18 protein-coding genes are annotated in these 16622 nt (G+C 61.4%); 4 read left to right on the forward strand and 14 right to left on the reverse strand.

Features of this window, described 5'->3' with window-relative positions; genetic code table 11:
- Positions 1-136 precede the first annotated feature (136 nt).
- Positions 137-2437, reverse strand: a complete 2301-nt coding sequence (locus BM216_RS08375) for a Tex family protein (protein WP_092997803.1) — start codon at positions 2435-2437, stop codon at positions 137-139.
- Between the two features lie 228 nt (positions 2438-2665).
- Between BM216_RS08375 and BM216_RS08380 the strand changes: the two genes are divergently transcribed.
- The 4 genes from BM216_RS08380 to BM216_RS08395 all read left to right on the forward strand — a co-directional run bounded on the left by BM216_RS08380 (position 2666) and on the right by BM216_RS08395 (position 7008).
- Entirely contained in the window at positions 2666-2872 is a 207-nt protein-coding gene (locus tag BM216_RS08380) for a hypothetical protein (protein WP_092997806.1), read from the forward strand.
- 175 nt (positions 2873-3047) lie between these two features.
- The gene (purD, locus tag BM216_RS08385) at positions 3048-4319 is read left to right on the forward strand and encodes a phosphoribosylamine--glycine ligase (RefSeq protein ID WP_092997809.1); all 1272 of its coding nucleotides are present in this window, start codon (positions 3048-3050) and stop codon (positions 4317-4319) included.
- Positions 4320-4431: 112 nt separating this feature from the next.
- The gene (locus BM216_RS08390; protein WP_092997812.1) at positions 4432-4908 is read left to right on the forward strand and encodes a plant virulence effector HPE1-like domain-containing protein; all 477 of its coding nucleotides are present in this window, start codon (positions 4432-4434) and stop codon (positions 4906-4908) included.
- A gap of 267 nt (positions 4909-5175) precedes the next feature.
- Complete coding sequence (locus BM216_RS08395; RefSeq protein WP_092997815.1) at positions 5176-7008, forward strand: methyl-accepting chemotaxis protein; 1833 nt, start codon at positions 5176-5178, stop codon at positions 7006-7008.
- Between the two features lie 169 nt (positions 7009-7177).
- Here BM216_RS08395 and BM216_RS08400 read toward each other — a convergent pair whose 3' ends face one another.
- From BM216_RS08400 to BM216_RS08460, 13 genes are all read right to left on the reverse strand, one after another.
- Positions 7178-7672 carry a 2-thiouracil desulfurase family protein gene (locus BM216_RS08400; protein ID WP_092997818.1) on the reverse strand — a complete coding sequence of 165 codons (495 nt, stop codon included), beginning with the start codon at positions 7670-7672 and terminating at the stop codon, positions 7178-7180.
- Positions 7669-7971 carry a type II toxin-antitoxin system RelE/ParE family toxin gene (locus tag BM216_RS08405; RefSeq protein WP_092997821.1) on the reverse strand — a complete coding sequence of 101 codons (303 nt, stop codon included), beginning with the start codon at positions 7969-7971 and terminating at the stop codon, positions 7669-7671. The genes BM216_RS08400 and BM216_RS08405 overlap by 4 nt, the downstream gene beginning before the upstream one ends.
- Complete coding sequence (locus tag BM216_RS08410) at positions 7964-8215, reverse strand: type II toxin-antitoxin system ParD family antitoxin (protein ID WP_092997823.1); 252 nt, start codon at positions 8213-8215, stop codon at positions 7964-7966. The genes BM216_RS08405 and BM216_RS08410 overlap by 8 nt, the downstream gene beginning before the upstream one ends.
- A 102-nt stretch (positions 8216-8317) precedes the next feature.
- Positions 8318-10471, reverse strand: a complete 2154-nt coding sequence (gene glyS / locus BM216_RS08415; RefSeq protein ID WP_092997826.1) for a glycine--tRNA ligase subunit beta — start codon at positions 10469-10471, stop codon at positions 8318-8320.
- 107 nt (positions 10472-10578) lie between these two features.
- Positions 10579-10902, reverse strand: a complete 324-nt coding sequence (locus tag BM216_RS08420) for a type II toxin-antitoxin system PemK/MazF family toxin (RefSeq protein WP_092997829.1) — start codon at positions 10900-10902, stop codon at positions 10579-10581.
- The gene (locus tag BM216_RS08425; RefSeq protein WP_092997832.1) at positions 10899-11123 is read right to left on the reverse strand and encodes an antitoxin MazE family protein; all 225 of its coding nucleotides are present in this window, start codon (positions 11121-11123) and stop codon (positions 10899-10901) included. Before BM216_RS08425 ends, BM216_RS08420 begins: the two co-directional genes overlap by 4 nt.
- 63 nt (positions 11124-11186) lie before the next feature.
- Positions 11187-13112 (reverse strand): DUF2207 domain-containing protein, encoded by a 1926-nt coding sequence (locus BM216_RS08430; RefSeq protein ID WP_092997835.1) that lies wholly within the window; start codon positions 13110-13112, stop codon positions 11187-11189.
- 14 nt (positions 13113-13126) lie between these two features.
- A complete protein-coding gene (locus tag BM216_RS08435) occupies positions 13127-13678 on the reverse strand; it encodes a LemA family protein (RefSeq protein ID WP_092997838.1) in 552 nt (183 codons plus the stop codon).
- An 88-nt stretch (positions 13679-13766) separates the two neighbouring features.
- Positions 13767-14723, reverse strand: a complete 957-nt coding sequence (locus BM216_RS08440) for a glycine--tRNA ligase subunit alpha (RefSeq protein ID WP_092997841.1) — start codon at positions 14721-14723, stop codon at positions 13767-13769.
- Positions 14724-14803: 80 nt separating this feature from the next.
- Positions 14804-15205: a PIN domain-containing protein gene (locus tag BM216_RS08445; protein ID WP_092997844.1), complete on the reverse strand. Its 402-nt coding sequence runs from the start codon at positions 15203-15205 to the stop codon at positions 14804-14806.
- A complete protein-coding gene (locus BM216_RS08450; protein ID WP_092997847.1) occupies positions 15202-15432 on the reverse strand; it encodes an AbrB/MazE/SpoVT family DNA-binding domain-containing protein in 231 nt (76 codons plus the stop codon). Before BM216_RS08450 ends, BM216_RS08445 begins: the two co-directional genes overlap by 4 nt.
- A gap of 60 nt (positions 15433-15492) precedes the next feature.
- On the reverse strand, positions 15493-15687 hold the full coding sequence (locus BM216_RS08455) for a hypothetical protein (RefSeq protein WP_092997850.1): 195 nt from the start codon (positions 15685-15687) through the stop codon (positions 15493-15495).
- A 57-nt stretch (positions 15688-15744) separates the two neighbouring features.
- Positions 15745-16608, reverse strand: coding sequence for a S49 family peptidase (locus tag BM216_RS08460; protein ID WP_092997853.1), 864 nt, complete (start codon positions 16606-16608; stop codon positions 15745-15747).
- Positions 16609-16622 lie beyond the last annotated feature (14 nt).

A 16622-nucleotide genomic window follows, 5' to 3' on the forward strand; every position in this document is an offset into this window, starting at 1 on the left:
TCTTTCGAAATCTAGCGCCAAATCACGGGACTGCAAGCACATTCCAGCCATGAAAATGACATAAAACGACACGCCGTCAAACGGTTGTCTGACGGCGCGCATCTAAAGGTAGAGTTGAAAAGAAAAATTGTCGATTTCAGCGCTTTTTTAAAGCTTCCGCGAGCGCAGCACCGAACGCGCCCTGTGAGGACGGTTTTTCGGTCTTCATGAATTTTTGATTGGCAGGACGCTCGTTTCGGGGAGCTCCGCGCGGTGGCGGCGCCGACTCAGCCCCGTCCTTGCGCATGGTCAGGCCGATCCGCTTGCGCTTCACGTCCACCTCGACAACGCGAACCTTCACCACGTCGCCGGCCTTCACCACCTCATGCGGATCCTTGACGAACTTGTCGGCGAGCTGCGAGACGTGAACGAGACCATCCTGATGCACGCCGATATCGACGAAGGCACCGAAGGCTGCAACATTGGTGACCGTGCCTTCCAGCAGCATGCCGGGCTTCAGGTCGGTGATCTCGTCGATGCCGTCCGCGAAGGTGGCGGTCTTGAAGCTCGGGCGCGGGTCGCGACCGGGCTTTTCCAATTCAGCGATGATGTCCTTCACCGTCGGCAGACCGAACTGCTCGTCGATGAACTGGCGCGGATCGACGGCCTTCAGGGCGGCGCTGTCGCCCATCAGGGTACGCAGGTCACGGCCGCAGGCAGCGACGATCTTCTTTGCCACGCCATAGGCTTCCGGGTGGACGGCAGAGGCGTCGAGCGGCTCCTTGCCGTTCACGATGCGCAGGAAGCCCGCCGCCTGTTCGAAGGTGCGGTTGCCGAGACGGGCAACCTTCAGGAGATCCTTGCGGCTTTCAAAAGCACCATTGGCATCGCGATGAGCGACGATCGCCTCCGCGGTCGAGCGCGAGAGGCCGGAGACACGGGCGAGAAGCGGGGCGGAGGCCATGTTGAGATCGACGCCGACGGCATTCACCGCGTCTTCGACCACGGCATCGAGCGAGCGGGCAAGCTTCCCTTGGTCCACGTCGTGCTGATACTGGCCGACGCCGATCGCCTTCGGTTCGATCTTGACCAGTTCGGCCAACGGGTCCTGCAGGCGGCGGGCGATGGAGACGGCGCCGCGCAGCGACACGTCGAGACCGGGGAATTCGGCAGCCGCCGTTTCCGACGCCGAATAGACCGAGGCGCCGGCTTCCGAGACGATCACCTTGGTCGGCTTGTTGCCCGGAAGCGAGGTCAGCATATCGGCGACCAGCTTTTCCGTCTCGCGGCTGCCGGTACCGTTGCCGATCGCGATCAGTTCGACATTGTGCTTGCGGATGAGCGAGGCGAGTTCGGCTTGGGTGCCGCGCAGGTCATTCTTTGGCGGGAAGGGATAAACGGTCGAGGTTTCGAGCAGCTTGCCGGTGCTATCGACGACAGCCACCTTCACGCCGGTGCGGATACCCGGGTCGAGACCCATCGTGGCGCGCGAACCCGCGGGGGCAGCAAGCATCAAGTCCTTCAGGTTGCGGGCGAAGACGTGGATCGCGTCCTCCTCGGAGCGTTCGCGCATTTCTCGCATCAGGTCGAGGGACAGGGAGACCGACAGTTTCACACGCCAGGTCCAGCCTGCAACGTCCATCAGCCAGAGATCGCCGGGACCCATGCCGCGGATTTCGAAGGCAGACGCGATGATCCGCTGCGCCGGCTTGACCGGCGAAGTGTCGTCGGCATCGACGTCGATCGTCAGCGTCAGCATTTCCTCGTTCCAGCCGCGCAGCATGGCGAGCGCGCGATGGCCTGGTACGGTTGCCCAGCGTTCGGAATGGTCGAAATAGTCGGCGAACTTGGCGCCCGTCTCCTGCTTGCCGTCGACCACCCTCGCCCGCAACACCGCGCCGTCGCGCATGTGCTGGCGCAGGCGGCCGAGGAGATCGGCATTTTCGGAAATGGTTTCGGCAACGATATCACGCGCACCGTCGAGCGCCGTTTTAACGTCGGCCACCTCGCCCTGCACATATGCTTCGGCGAGCTTCGCGGGATCGGCGGCGCGGTCCGCCCAGATCGCCTCCGCCAGCGGGCCGAGGCCACGCTCGCGGGCGATCTCGGCGCGGGTGCGGCGCTTCGGCTTGTAGGGCAGGTAAAGGTCTTCCAGTTCCGCCTTGGTGGCCGCGCCGGCAAGCCTTGCCGCAAGCTCATCGGTCATCTTGCCCTGGCCGTTGATCGAATCGACGATCGATACGCGACGTGCTTCAAGCTCACGCAGGTAAACGAGGCGCTCGGCAAGATTGCGAAGCTGGGTGTCATCGAGGCCACCCGTCACTTCCTTGCGGTAGCGGGCGATGAAGGGCACCGTCGCGCCCTCGTTCAGCAGCGCGATGGCGGCCTTCGCCTGGTCCGGCCGGGCATTGATCTCGGCGGCGATCGCAACGGCGAGTTTCTGGTTATCGGCAGCCATCGGTGTCCTCGTCAATTTTAGGAGGCGCGACCATAGTCAAACTTTGCGGCAAGGCAACATGATCACCGCGTCCGCACACAGGATGCTCGCTCTACCTGTGCCAAATCGAACTGACATTCATCTAGCGGTAACCCTGACACCGTGGATAAGGAGCTGACATCTTCTCGCATTTGGTCTCGCCGCTATAAATACCCCCTGCCGCATGATGTGGTATATTAGGAGGTATGAATGCCTAGGAATATCGCTTACCAACTAGCCAGCGACGAGGCGGTCGGCTCCGAAGAACTTGAAGCTGCCATCGCCTACTTGAATGACAAAATCAGAAGTGCCGAATTGAGACATGAACCAATCCCTTTTCTTGCATATCGTAATAAAGTGATTTTTCAGACCACACTCAATCTGCGCCGCGAGTTTCCCTCGCAGCACGAGAACTGATCATCGACGCCAAAACGTCGATCAGGGCTTAGCCGACCGCTTCAAGGTCGGCTTCGCCACTCCGGTGTAATTTCCCACCTTTGCCTTCCGCCATCTGTGTCCTGAGCGCCCCGCGCCCTTGACCTTTGAGCCTGCGAGCCTTAACCGCCCAATGAAACAACCATGAGGGCGGTGTATGAAGGTTCTCCTGATCGGCTCCGGCGGCCGCGAACACGCATTGGCGTGGAAGATCGCCCAGTCTCCCAAACTGACACGCCTTTATGCCGCGCCCGGCAATCCCGGCATCGCCGAGCATGCAGAGATCCTCTCGCTTGACGTGGACGACCATGCGGCAGTCACGCGCTTCTGCTTCGAAACCGGTATCGATCTTGTCATCGTCGGCCCGGAAGGCCCGCTCGTAGCCGGTCTTTCCGACGTTCTGCGTGCCAGCGACATCACCGTCTTCGGCCCCTCGGCCGCTGCGGCGCAACTTGAAGGCTCCAAGGGCTTTACCAAGGATCTCTGCGCCCGTTACGACATTCCGACCGGCGCCTACAAGCGCTTCACCAATGGCGAAGAGGCCAAGACCTATATCATCGAACAGGGCGCACCGATCGTCGTGAAGGCCGATGGCCTTGCCGCCGGCAAGGGCGTGACCGTCGCGATGACGATCGAGGAAGCGCTTGTCGCCGTCGACGACTGTTTCGACGGTGCCTTCGGCGCAGCCGGCGCGGAAGTCGTCATCGAGGCCTATCTTGACGGCGAGGAGGCGAGCTTCTTCTGCCTCTGCGACGGAAAGACGGCGCTGCCGCTGGTGACCGCGCAGGACCACAAGCGTGTCGGCGACGGCGATACCGGCCCGAATACCGGCGGCATGGGCGCCTACTCGCCCGCCCCAGTGATGACACCCGACATGGTCGAGCGGACGATGAAGGAAATCATCGAGCCGACCATCCGCGGCATGGCGGAAAGCGGTTATCCCTTCGTCGGCGTGTTCTTCGCCGGCCTGATGATCACCGAAAAAGGCCCGGAGCTGATCGAATACAATGTTCGCTTCGGCGACCCGGAATGCCAGGTCCTGATGATGCGGCTGAAGAGCGACCTGCTTGATCTGCTCTACGCGGCAGCGACCGGCACGCTCGACAAGGTTTCCGCCGACTGGAGCGACGACGTGGCGCTGACCGTGGTCATGGCGTCCAAGGGTTATCCGGCCGCCTATGACAAGAACACGCCGATCGCCGCCCTGCCGCAAACCGGTCCAGGCGAGAAGATCTTCCATGCCGGCACGACGCTCAAGGATGGCGCTCTCGTTGCCACCGGCGGCCGCGTGCTCAACGTGACGGCAACCGGCGCGACGGTCAGGGATGCCCAGGTCGGCGCCTATTCGCTGGTCGAGGGCATTGCCTGGGAGAACGGCTTCTGCCGCAGGGATATCGGCTGGCGCGCGGTCGAGCGGGAAAATGGCTGATAACGGGCCAGTTCGCGGACCAGTCCCGACAATTTAAGTCGTTGTTTACCGATTTTTCTGACGGGATCGCAACCAGTTCACCTTAAGCATGGCGCAAAAGAGGTTTTGCACCATGCGCCATGTGCTTCTGTCAGCTTTCGTGCTCGTTACCGGCTCCGCCCAGGCGCAGTCGATCCAGCCGCTTGCGACGAACACCCGCGATGCAAGCGCGAGCTTCGTTAGCCGTAGCTGCGCCCATTGCCCGCCACTGAAGCCGGTGGAAGACAAGAGCGCCTACAAGGTGCCGGTGCTGAAGGACCGCGTGCAGTCCGTCGCCGTTCTGGATATCGACGGTGAAAAGAAGATTGTCCGCACCGATATCTGGATGGGCGGTTCTCCGGTCGTTCACGTCAGCAAGGTGCCGGCATGGATGACAACGGACCAGTTGCAGGCTGTCGTCGATACCGGCAACGGCAGAAGCGTGGAAGCCGGGATCGAAAGTGCCACGGCCCCAGCCGGCTCGATAGACTTCACTGCCAAGACCGGCGCAGTCGAAGACAACGGATCCATTTCACAGACTTTTGATGGACTTCCTCTCCGCCGCGACTGATCTATAGGAAAGATCAGCAATTACTGCGGAGACGCGCAGGAATTCCTGACGCGGGAATTCTCTATTTTTGCCTATTCTATGCTGATCGCCTGCCGGGCCGCGTAGTAACGGCCGGCGTGTCTATGCGACAATTAAAGCTTTATTCAATCAGATATGCGACTTGTGTCTTGTGCGATGCAGCACGCCCCGGCGCAGGATGCGCTCCCCTCCCGTACAATCCGTATCATCATGGCCGCATGCGCATGTGGCTTGCCCTTCGAGGACGTCATGAAGAATCTGAAGATCTCCCATCAGCTCGTGCTGCTCGTGCTGACCCTGATGATCGCGTTTGCGATCGGCACCTATTTCCAGCTGCGCACGTCGACCAACGCCATCTATGCCGAGCGCTACGCCATGCTGCGCACGCAGGTGGAATCCGGCCTCGGCATCATGAAGAAGTTCCAGCAGCGCGAGGCCGCCGGCGAGTTTTCGCGCGAAGAGGCCCAGAAGCGCGCCTTCGAAGCGATCGCGGCAATGACCTTCACGCCGGATGGCTATCTCTATGCCTATGACTACGACATCACCATGCGGCTGCATCCGGATCCGAAGCGCCTCGGCCAGAACTTCAAGGGCAAGCCCGACGTCACCGGCTTCATGTATCGCGACGAACTGGTCAAGATCGGCCGCAACGGCGGCGGCACGGCCGATTTCCTCGGCCCGAAGCCCGGCGAGCAGGGCGACGGTTTCCGCAAGAGCTCCTACGCGCTGGCTTTCGAGCCCTGGCAGCTGGTTCTCGTCACCGGCGTCTATGTGGACGACCTGGAAGCGCAGATCCGCGGCGAAGCGATGAAGGCGATCGGCATCGGCGCCGGCATCCTCGCCCTCGCCTCGCTTCTCGCCTTCATTGTCATCCGCAACATTTCCGGCCCGCTCGGCGCCATCCGCAATGCGCTGAATGCCGTTGCCGACGAGAATGTCGATCTCGCCATTCCTCACACGGGCATGAAGAACGAAGTGGGCCTGATGGCACGCGCCACCCAGGCACTGCAGCAGAAGGTGCGCGAGCGCCACGCGATGGAAGAGCGTCAGCAGCGCAGCCAAGAAGAGTTGGACGGCGAGCGTCAGCAGAACCTCGACATGCAGCGTGACGAAGCTGAATTGCAGGCCCGCGTCGTCTCGACCATCGGTAAATCGCTGGAGAACCTGGCGAAGGGTGACCTGACCGTCCGTTGCGGCGATCTCGGCAACCGCTATGCCGGCCTGCGCGACAATTTCAACGAGGCGCTCAGCCATCTCGAAGCCGCCATGGCCAAGGTCAACGCCAAGGGCATCGATATCGGCGGCTCCAAGGACGAAATCCGCCGCGCATCCAACGAACTGTCGCAGCGCACCGAGCGCCAGGCCGCAAACCTCGAAGAGACCTCGGCCGCGCTCGACGAGCTGACTGTTGCCGTCAAGCAGACCGCCGATGGTGCCAAGGAAGCGGCGCAGCGCGTCGTCACCGTCAGCGGCGAGGCGAGCCGCAGTGATGCCGTGGTTGCCGAAGCGATCGAGGCGATGAGCGGCATCGAACAGTCTTCCGGTGAGATCACCAAGATCATCGGTGTGATCGACGAGATCGCCTTCCAGACCAACCTCCTCGCGCTGAATGCCGGCGTCGAGGCCGCCCGTGCGGGCGAAAGCGGCAAGGGCTTTGCCGTCGTTGCCCAGGAAGTGCGCGAACTCGCCCAGCGTTCCGCCGCGGCCGCCAAGGAGATCAAGGACCAGATCTCCCGCTCGTCCACCCAGGTGGAAAACGGTGTCCGTCTTGTCGGCCAGGCAGGCGAAGCCTTGAAGCGGATCTCGGGCCAGGTGAAGGCCGCCAGCGACATCGTCAGCAAGATCGCCGATTCGGCGGCCGAGCAGGACACGACGCTGCGCTCGATCTCCTCGTCGCTCAACCATCTCGACCAGGCGACGCAGCACAATGCCGCCATGGCGGAAGAGACGACGGCATCGGCCGAAGCGCTTGCCGCCGACACCGAGGAACTGCTCAACCTCATCCGCGGCTTCCGCGTCAGCGGTACGACCCATGTCGACCGGTTGCGCGACGCGGGCACGCAGATGCGCATGGCGAGCTGATCTTTCACAGCTCACTCAAGAGATCCGTTCCCCGGGGGGTATCAGGGGGATGGTGGAAGCCGTCGGGCGAAAGCTCGACGGTTTCTTTTTGGGAAATCCCTCGACGGGCGCCGCAGCTTCGATCACCCCGCACTCAGGTTCACCGACGATCAGGGATGGCCGGAAAGCGTCACGGCCTTGAGATCAAGGCGTCGAGATCATCGATACGGCGATCCGAAAACACCCTGATGCCCGCATCTTCCAGAAGCGCCGCCGTCACGCCGTTGCCGGCATGCTTTCGCCCCTCGAACGAGCCATCATAGATAAACCCCGAGCCGCAGGACGGGCTGCCGTCGATCAGCAGCGCATGGGTGCAGCCGTGAGCCTGGGCAAAATCCAGCGCCTGCCGCGCGCCGGCCATGAACTGCGCCGTCACGTCACCGCCAGTGATTTCCACGACACGTGCCCTGCCCGCCAGGACGTCGGCGCCGGTCATGCCGTTCTCGATCTCGGCGGGCGGCCGCGGTACGCTCATGCCGCCGGCAAGCTCCGGGCAGATCGTCACCAGCCTCCCCTCCTCCCGCCAGCGGTCGATCGCCGGATGCAAGAGCGGCTTGCCCTTGCCGTCATACCGAACGGCATGGCCGAGAAGACAGGCGCTGATGAGGATCTTGTTATCAGTCATTCTTTGTCATCGAGATGGCGGCGGACATCGACCTTTTCATGGAGGATGCGGACAACTTCGACCAGTTCCGGTTTCGCGATATAGTAGATCAGATGCGAACCTGAGCGCCGGCAACGATATCCCGCACGGATACCACTTAACGTCCGCCCGGCTAAAGGCTTATCACCGATCTGTCTGATGACCGAAAGCAGCTTCTGAAGGTAGATCCGAGCTTGAGCCTCTGGCCACTCTTCACGCGTATATTCGCCAATCTCGACGAAATCTTTCTCCGCACTCGGACGGAGCCGAACATCAACCACGTTTTTGCCAAGACGCGCGAACGGAAGCCATCAGCGCCTCGGGATCGAATGGAACAGTGTCACCACTGTTTTCGCCTTCGATCAGCAATTCGCGCAGCCTTTCGATCTTCTCCTGCTCTTCTTCCAGCAGACGAAGGCCAGCTTCGACAACTTCCTCTGCCGAGCCGAAGCGACCACTTTCCAGCTCCCGCGTTACAAAGCTTGCGGCGTGCTCGCTGACGGTGACTTTCACGGGCTTGTTCATCGATAGCTCCAGGATCGTTCTGTTTGCCAGTTTAGCATGGAGCATCGGACAGAAAAAAGCCCCGGCAAAGCGGGGCTTTCGAATGTCATCATCCCGGCTGAATCAACCAGAAATCTTCGAGAAATCCGCCACCGTGCCGGTCGCCTCGCGGATCGCCTTCAACAGTGCCAAGCGATTGGCGCGGATGGCAGGATCCTCGTCGTTGACCAGCACGTCCTCGAAGAACTTGTCCACGGGGGCGCGCAGCTTCGACAGGGCTTCCATGGCTGAACGAAAATCTTCCTTCTGCACGGCTGCGGAGGCTTCGGCGGACGCGGTCCTGATCGCGGCCCAGAGTGCCTTTTCGGCGTCGAGCTTCAGCAGTTCGTCCGACACACCATCGGCAATGACGGTACCCTTCTTCTCTTCGGCGGCGAGAAGCTGCACGGCACGCTTGGTGCCGGCCAAGAGGTTCTTGCCGTCTTCCGACGAGATGAAGGAGGTCAACGCTTCCGCACGGCGGGCGACGAGCAGAAGATCATCGGTTTCCGGCGTCAGGACGGAATCAATGATGTCGTGACGAGCACCCATGTCGCGGAGGTAGACCTTCAGGCGGTCGTGGAAGAAGGAGAGGAGGTCTGCATCCTTGGTCGTCGCCAGCAGCGGCAGCCGCACATTCCGCTCCAGCAGGATACGCACTACGCCCAGCGCCGCACGGCGAAGCGCATACGGATCCTTCGAACCGGTCGGTTTTTCGTCGATGGCCCAGAACCCAACAAGCGTGTCGAGCTTGTCGGCGAGTGCCACGGTGATCGCGACCTTGTCCTTCGGCACGCGGTCGGACGGGCCCTGCGGCTTGTAGTGGTCCTCGATGGCGATCGAGACGGATTCGTCTTCACCCTGCAAGCCGGCATAACGGCGGCCCATCAGACCCTGCAGTTCGGGAAATTCGCCAACGGCTTCGGTGCGCAGGTCGGCCTTGGCGAGAACCGCTGCGCGATCGACGAGGATCGGATCGGCGCCGACGATCGGGGCCAGTTCCTTGGCCAGTGCACGGATGCGGGCGACGCGTTCGCCCTGCGTGCCGAGCTTGGCGTGGAAGGTGACGTTCAGCGCATCGAGCTTGGCCATGCGCTGGTCGAGCGGCTTTTTCAGGTCGAGGTCGAATTTCTTCGCCGAATCCGTGAGCGTGGCAAGATCCGGAATGTCGCCCTGGTCACGGGTCCAGAAATGCTTGGCGTCGGAGAGGCGCGCGCGCACGACCTTGCCGTTGCCGTGAATGATTTCCTTGCCGCCATCCTTGGCGTCGATATTCGAGATCAGGATGAAGTGGTTCGACAGGCCTTCCTCCGACCCTTGAGGCCGGGTGACGAAACACTTCTGGTTGGTCTTGATCGTCAGGCGGATGATTTCGGCCGGGATTTCGAGATAGTCCTTCTCGAATTCGCCCATCAGCACATGCGGCCATTCGACGAGGCCGGAAACCTCTTCGAGCAGGCCCTCGTCCTCGACCAGTTCCAGGCCGTTGGCGAAGGCGAGATCGCGGGCGTCGTGCAGAATCATGTCCTTGCGGCGGTCGGCATCGAGCATGACCCTGGCCTTTTCCAGGCTCGCGACATAATCGTCGAAGCGGCGCACGGTGATGGCTTCCGGCGCATGGAAACGGTGGCCGTAAGTCACGTTGCCGGCGGTGATGCCGTCGATCTCGAAGGGGATGACCTTGGTCTCGTCGTGCTCGGGGCCGAACATGCAGACGATCGACTGCAGCGGGCGCACCCAGCGCAGGCTTTCGGACCCCTTGCCCTCGATGCCGCCGTAGCTCGATCCCTTCGGCATGGAGGCAAAGCCGGAACGCATCGACTTCGGCCAGGGGAAGGAACGGATGATGCCGGGCATCACGCCCTCGATGATCTCTTCCGCCGCGCGGCCGGGCTTGGAGACGATCGCGACGTAATAGTCGCCCTTCTTCGGGTCGGTGGCGACCTGGGCTTCGGAAATGTCGACCAAGCCGGCCTTGCGCAGGAAGCCGGCGATCGCCTGTCCCGGGGCGGAGGTGGACGGGCCCTTGATCTCCTCGCGCAGATCGGCCGAACGGGCGGTGAGACCGCGGATATCCAGCGTCAGCCGGCGCGGCGTCCAGTATTCGCGCGCACCCTCATAGGTCAGGCCTGCATCCACCAGCGCGTCGGTAACGAGCTTTTTAAGGTCGCCCGCCGCCTTGCGCTGCATGCGGGCAGGGATTTCCTCGGAGCGAAGTTCAAGAAGCAGGTCGGGCATGATCTTTAGTCTTTGCGCTGAAAATGATGTCGTGGCGGGCTTAGCAAGCCCATCCGTAAAAGTCATCAGTTCGATTCGGGAAAGTGGCGGCTACCAGCCGCCTCCGATCATGCCAGGCCGAGAAAGACAGCGAGCGATCTGGTTACGGACAGCATCGTCTCGTCATCAAGCCGGCCAAAGGCCGGCCCGAGCTTCTCGCGCTTTACCGTCATGGCCTTGTCGATCATGATTTGAGAGGCCTTGCTCAACCCGTTTTCCGGCGATGGCTCGACAGAGAGCCTGATGAGAGGCGCCTCGACGAGCATGCTGGAAACCAACAGAACGGTAAGGGTGCCGGTCTGCTCAAACCGGTCGGCCTGGATGACGAGTGCGGGACGCGGCTTACCGAAATCACCCGACAAAGCGACGGACACAAGGTCGCCGCGCCTCATCGATCGGCTTCGTCGTCGAGGTCGGACAGCGCGGCATCGAGGAATGTGCCGAGACCGTTATCCGCGGCATCGGCCGCCGCGACGACCTGAGACTGGCGGCGGCACTCAGCCTCAAAGCCGGGCTGGCGTGTGTCCGGCACCCATATCTGCACCGGACGCAGGCCCGACGCCCTGAGGGCTTCCCGATGCTTCTGCACTCTCTTGTTGACGGAAGCGGCCATTCTCACCTCCTGCAGTATCGTTACATGTAACGTAGTCAATCGCAGGCCGGCAATCAAGCTTTTCTACCAGCCGCCTCCGCCACCGCCGCCTCCGCCGCCGCCGGAGAAACCGCCTCCACCGGAAAACCCCGAGGACGAGGAGGAGGATTTCGGCGTCGGAATGGTGGATTCGATGGTCGATGCCATTTCGGAGGAAAAGCCCCCGATGCGCTCGCCGAAATTACCGAAGCTGTCGCCGTGATACCAGCCGGGCGTGTAGGACGCAGCCGCGGCGCCGGCGGCCGCCGTTGCCAGCCACCCTTCGAAAGCCTTGCTCCACGGTTCTTCCACCTGCAGCGCAACTGCGTAGGGCAGCAGCGTCTCGAAATGCTGGGGCGACATGGTGGGCGCACCGGCCATGTTCATCCGGTCCTTTTCAGCCACGGTCAGGTAGGTGCGCAGGCCCTCGATGTGATCCATCATCTTGCGGCCAAGCGGCGTCGGTGCGCCGATCAGGAAGAAGAAGAGAGCATTGGTCATGACGATGCCGCCGACGCCGACCAATGTCGGCCATTGGCCGTGCAGGATGCTGCCTATAATTCCGACGAGAAACTGGGCAGCTATGCCAAGCCCGATGAAGCCGAAGAAGGCGAAACCGATCGCTCCCATGATCCTGGAGAGAACCGTTTTTCGCCGCATCAGCGACTGCGCCGTTTTGACCGCGAAGAAGGACCAGAACAGGCCGAAAAAGATCGGCATGATTATGAAGCCAACGCTGTCCGCATCGACATCGCCCAGGAACAGCAGGAATATCAGCACGACGATGCTGAGGAATATGCCGAAAACGATCGCCGCGACATTGTGCCGATAATACTTGCCGCGATGCTCCCTCTCGGTCGCATCACGGAAGGCTTTACCGACTTCCTGCACTCTTTCGCCGTTCGATTCCTCGATGGAGAGTGTTTTTCCCGATCGGGCGATCTCCCGCATGAGGGTCGCCTGCCCCACCGGAAGTTCCTTGGCGTCAACCGCTTTGTCCGTCCGGTGGACGCGGACGCGCGATCCCAGATCATCGAGCGTGACGAAGCCCTTGACCGCCAGATCCAGCAGGCTTGCCGAAAGCGCTGTCCAGCCGCGACCGGAAAAACCCTTGTTGTCGATATAGTTGACCAATGCCGGCGACAGGCCGGGCGGGAGGTCCCAGCGCGGTACGATCGTGCCACGTTCGGGGTCACGACCGATCACAAGCCAGATGAGGACGTAATAGGCCAGCACGACAAGAAGGCAGACGGCGGCCAGCATGAGGTTGAGATTGTCGCGCCACCACCAGGAGCTTTGCTGATCAGCCGAAGGTGCGGCAACGATGCCCTTGGGAAAACCGACGACGATGGTGAGACCTTCCTCGCGCCCAAGCGGCTGCCTTGTGCTGAAGGTTGCCTCGCCGCCGGACGCATTGATGATGACATTACGCTCCGTCGAGCCATAGGCGCCGGTAAAGGCCGTCGTATCGGCCACGCTCCCGACTGGAAGCGTTACCTTGGCCGAGGCGCGGGCTATACGGAACTGCCAGCCATTGCCGGTGACGTTCCAGTAGAGCTCGTCATGATCATCGAAATAACGGATCTGGCGATTGGTCCTGTAGGTGATTTCGTAGGTATGTTCGCCGGGCCTGAGAAGTGTGTTCTCGCCGCCGGCATAGATACGGATGCCGCGGGCAATGCTTTCGGTGTGAGACTGCTCCCGCTGCCCGTCGCGGGTGACGGAGACGAGGTCGAAATCGACATGGATGGTGCGACCGCGCGCATCTTCCATCGTCAGCGGAAAATCGCGAAAGATACCGCGGCGGATGCGATCGCCTTCCGCCATGACCCTGATGGTCTCGGTGACCGTCAATTCGCCATCGGCGGCAATGCTGATATCGGAATGGTGATCGCGGATATATTCCTCGGCCGCGGCCGGAAGCGAAGCGCCGAAAACGACCGCGAAAACGAGAAGGAAACGGCGAAGCATCGGTGGGCTCCCGTCTAGAACTTCACGGAGGGAACAGCCCGGTCGGCCTCGTTGGTGATCTCGAAATAGTCGCGCTTGGAAAAGCCGAAGGGGCCGGCGAGAAGGTTGGACGGGAAGCTTTCGACCTTGATGTTGAGGTCGCGCGCAGCGCCATTGTAGTAGCGCCGTGACATCTGGATCTCGCTTTCGAGCGTCTCCAGCGAGGCCTGCAGTTCGGCGAAATTCTGGTTGGCCTTGAGGTCCGGATAGGCTTCCGCCAGCGCGAAGAGTTTGCCGAGTGCCTGTGAGAGCAGGCCTTCCGCCTGGGCGCGGCCGGCGACATCGCCGGTCGGCACGGCCTGCGCCTGGTTGCGCAACTTCACCACTTCTTCGAACGTGCCCTTTTCGTGCGCCGCATAGCCCTTCACCGTCTCGATCAGATTGGGAATGAGGTCGGCGCGGCGCTTCAATTGCACATCGATGCCGGACCACGCCTCCTCCGCCATCTGCCGGGCACGGACGAGGCCGTTATAGACGAAGATCACATAGACGGCGATGATGGCGACGACGCCGAGCGCGATGAGCATGAAAGCAATCTCCCCGAGGCATTTAAGCTGCGGGGAGATTATGTCGATCGCTTTGAATTGTCACCGCAAAACGGTGACTTATTCGCGGTCAGGCAGCAGCCTTGCCGAAATTGACACCGCCGGCATCGGTCAGCAGGAAAGCCTCGCCGCAAGCCTTGGCCAGCGTGCGCACCCGCAGGATGTAGCTCTGGCGCTCGGTGACCGAGATCACGCCGCGCGCATCCAGCAGGTTGAAGACGTGGGATGCCTTGATGCACTGGTCATAGGCCGGGAACACGCATTTGTGCAGGCGCTGATTGTCGCTGTCGCCCGGCGCACCGGCGGCGAGAAGCGCCTGGCATTCCTTCTCCGCATCGATGAAGTGCCGATGCAGCATCTCGGTATTGGCGTATTCGAAGTTATGGCGGGAATATTCCTGCTCTGCCTGCAGGAAGACGTCGCCATAGGTGATCTTCTCGTCGCCTTCGCGGCCGTTGAAGTTCAGATCGTAGATGCTGTCCACGCCTTGGATATACATGGCGAGGCGCTCGAGACCATAGGTCAGCTCGCCCGATACGGGCGAGCATTCGATGCCGCAGACCTGCTGAAAATAGGTGAACTGCGAGACTTCCATGCCATCGCACCAGCATTCCCAACCGAGCCCCCAGGCGCCGAGCGTCGGGCTTTCCCAGTCGTCCTCGACGAAGCGCACGTCATGCAGAAGCGGATCAAGCCCGATCGCCTTCAGGGAGCCGAGATAAAGCTCCTGCAGGTTGGACGGGTTGGGCTTCAGGATGACCTGATACTGGTAATAGTGCTGCAGCCGGTTCGGGTTTTCGCCGTAACGACCATCGGACGGGCGGCGCGAAGGCTGGACATAGGCGGCCTTCCACGGCTTCGGGCCGAGCGCGCGCAGCGTGGTGGCCGGATGGAAGGTGCCGGCACCGACTTCCATGTCATAGGGCTGCAAAACGGCGCAGCCCTTGTCCGCCCAATAGTTGTGGAGCGTCAGGATCAGACCCTGAAAGGAGCGGGTCGGGGACATGTGGTCGGGCAGATCGGTCATAGCGATAATCGGCATCGTTTATTGAGGATGCGGACGAGTGCCACGCGAGGGGGAACGGGTCAAGGATTTATAGGCGCCGCTCAAAGGAAGGGGTTCGTGATCGTCAGCTTTCCATCGATGACCATGCCATTTTGCAGGTCTTCGGAGAGGAAGACCGTACACCGTGCCTCAAGTGCTGCAGCAACCATCAGCGCGTCGAAAAAAGCGAGATTGTACTTCTCAATCAGGTCGAATGCCCGGTCGTTCAACGCGAGATCGACAACGATTACGCTTTCTGACATGCGCCGAATAGCCGACAGCGCAGTCCGGATTTCACTCCAGTCCCGCCGAGATTTACGGCGCATGACATGCGCGAATTCGTTGAATGCCTGCACGCTTGTAACGTAAGGCTCGGCAAGAAGAGCCTGGGCTCTGGCGGTCCGGATGTCATCCGTGAACGCATAGACGAAGATATTTGTATCCAGAAACGGCGAATTGCTCACCGCTCGTTGGCTTCATCGCGATTGAATTTCCAGCCTTCCGGCAGCTTCCAACGCTGAGAACGGATGTAGGCCAGTATCTTCTCACGCTCTTCCGAGGATACCGGGCGCTGGTTATTGCCAGACGTCACGGCAATCTCCACCTCATCACCCTCTTTCAGATCGAGCGATTTCGCCACGTCATCGGGTATCTGCACTGCCAGAGCGTCATTCCACTTGGTCACGCGCATCGTCATCTCCACAGCCGGTCGGCAGAGGATAGCATAAACAGGCCGGCGTCTCAGCCACCTTCAGCTATCCTCGTCCTTCTTCAGCCGATATTCCCCAGTCGCCGGATCCTTTTCCAGCGTGCCGATGGCACCGGTCTGGCGCTGCTTCTCCTCGCGGCGGCTGCGAGCCGTCAGCTTCTCGGCATCCTTGATGAAGCGCTTGTAGAACATCCACCCGCCGCCAATCAGCAGGATGAAAAGTATGATCTGGGCCATCTGACCTCGGTGTCCTCAAAAAACCGCGCGTCGCCTCCAATCGGGACGCGCCGAGCGTTACAGCCCGTATCGGCTCCACAATGCCCTTTCTTCGATACCTGCTGCAAGACCCGCGCCCGCCTGTGCGGCAATTTCGCCGAGACCCGGGGTGATTGCCGTGACGCCTGGCACCTTTCGCCCGAACAGCGAACGGGCACTGCCGATCAGTTCCAGCCGGGCATCCTTGCCGAAACGGCGCTTCAATACCTCGCGCATGTCGCCAAGGCCATCGATGAGGCCGAGCTCCAGCCCCTTGCCGCCGGTCCAGAACAGGCCGGAGAAAATCTCCCCGTCGTCGGCCAGACGCTCGCCGCGGCGCATCTTCACCATATCAATGAAGACCTTGTGGATCTCGATCTGCAGCGTCTTTAGATACTCGATGTCGCTTTCCTTCTCCGGCTTGAACGGATCGAGGATCACCTTGTTCTCGCCGGCGGTATAGACGCGACGCTCGACGCCGATCTTCTTCAGCATTTCCGGAAAGCCGAAGCCGCCGGAGACGACGCCGATTGAACCAACGATCGAGGTCGGGTCGGCGAAGATCTCGTCGCCCGCGAGCGCGATCATGTAGCCGCCGGATGCCGCAACGTCCTCGACGAAGATCAGAACCTTCTTCTGCTTCTCCTCCGCCAGCGCCCGGATGCGCTGGAAGATCAGCCGCGACTGGACCGGCGAACCGCCCGGAGAATTCAGCGAAATGGCGACGACCGGGGCTTCCTTGCGGGAGAAGGCCTTTTCCAGCATGGGAGCCGCAGTCGCGAGGCTCAACGTCGGCTTGAACTGGCTGCCTCCCGTCATGATCGCCCCATGCAACCGCACTACGGGAATGGACACTCCCTTCTTGCGGAAACGCTTCGGCAGCAGGCGACCCAGGAAACCCATTTCTTCTCCCATCA

The sequence above is a fragment of the Rhizobium sp. NFR07 genome (assembly GCF_900111905.1).
GTDB lineage: Bacteria > Pseudomonadota > Alphaproteobacteria > Rhizobiales > Rhizobiaceae > Neorhizobium.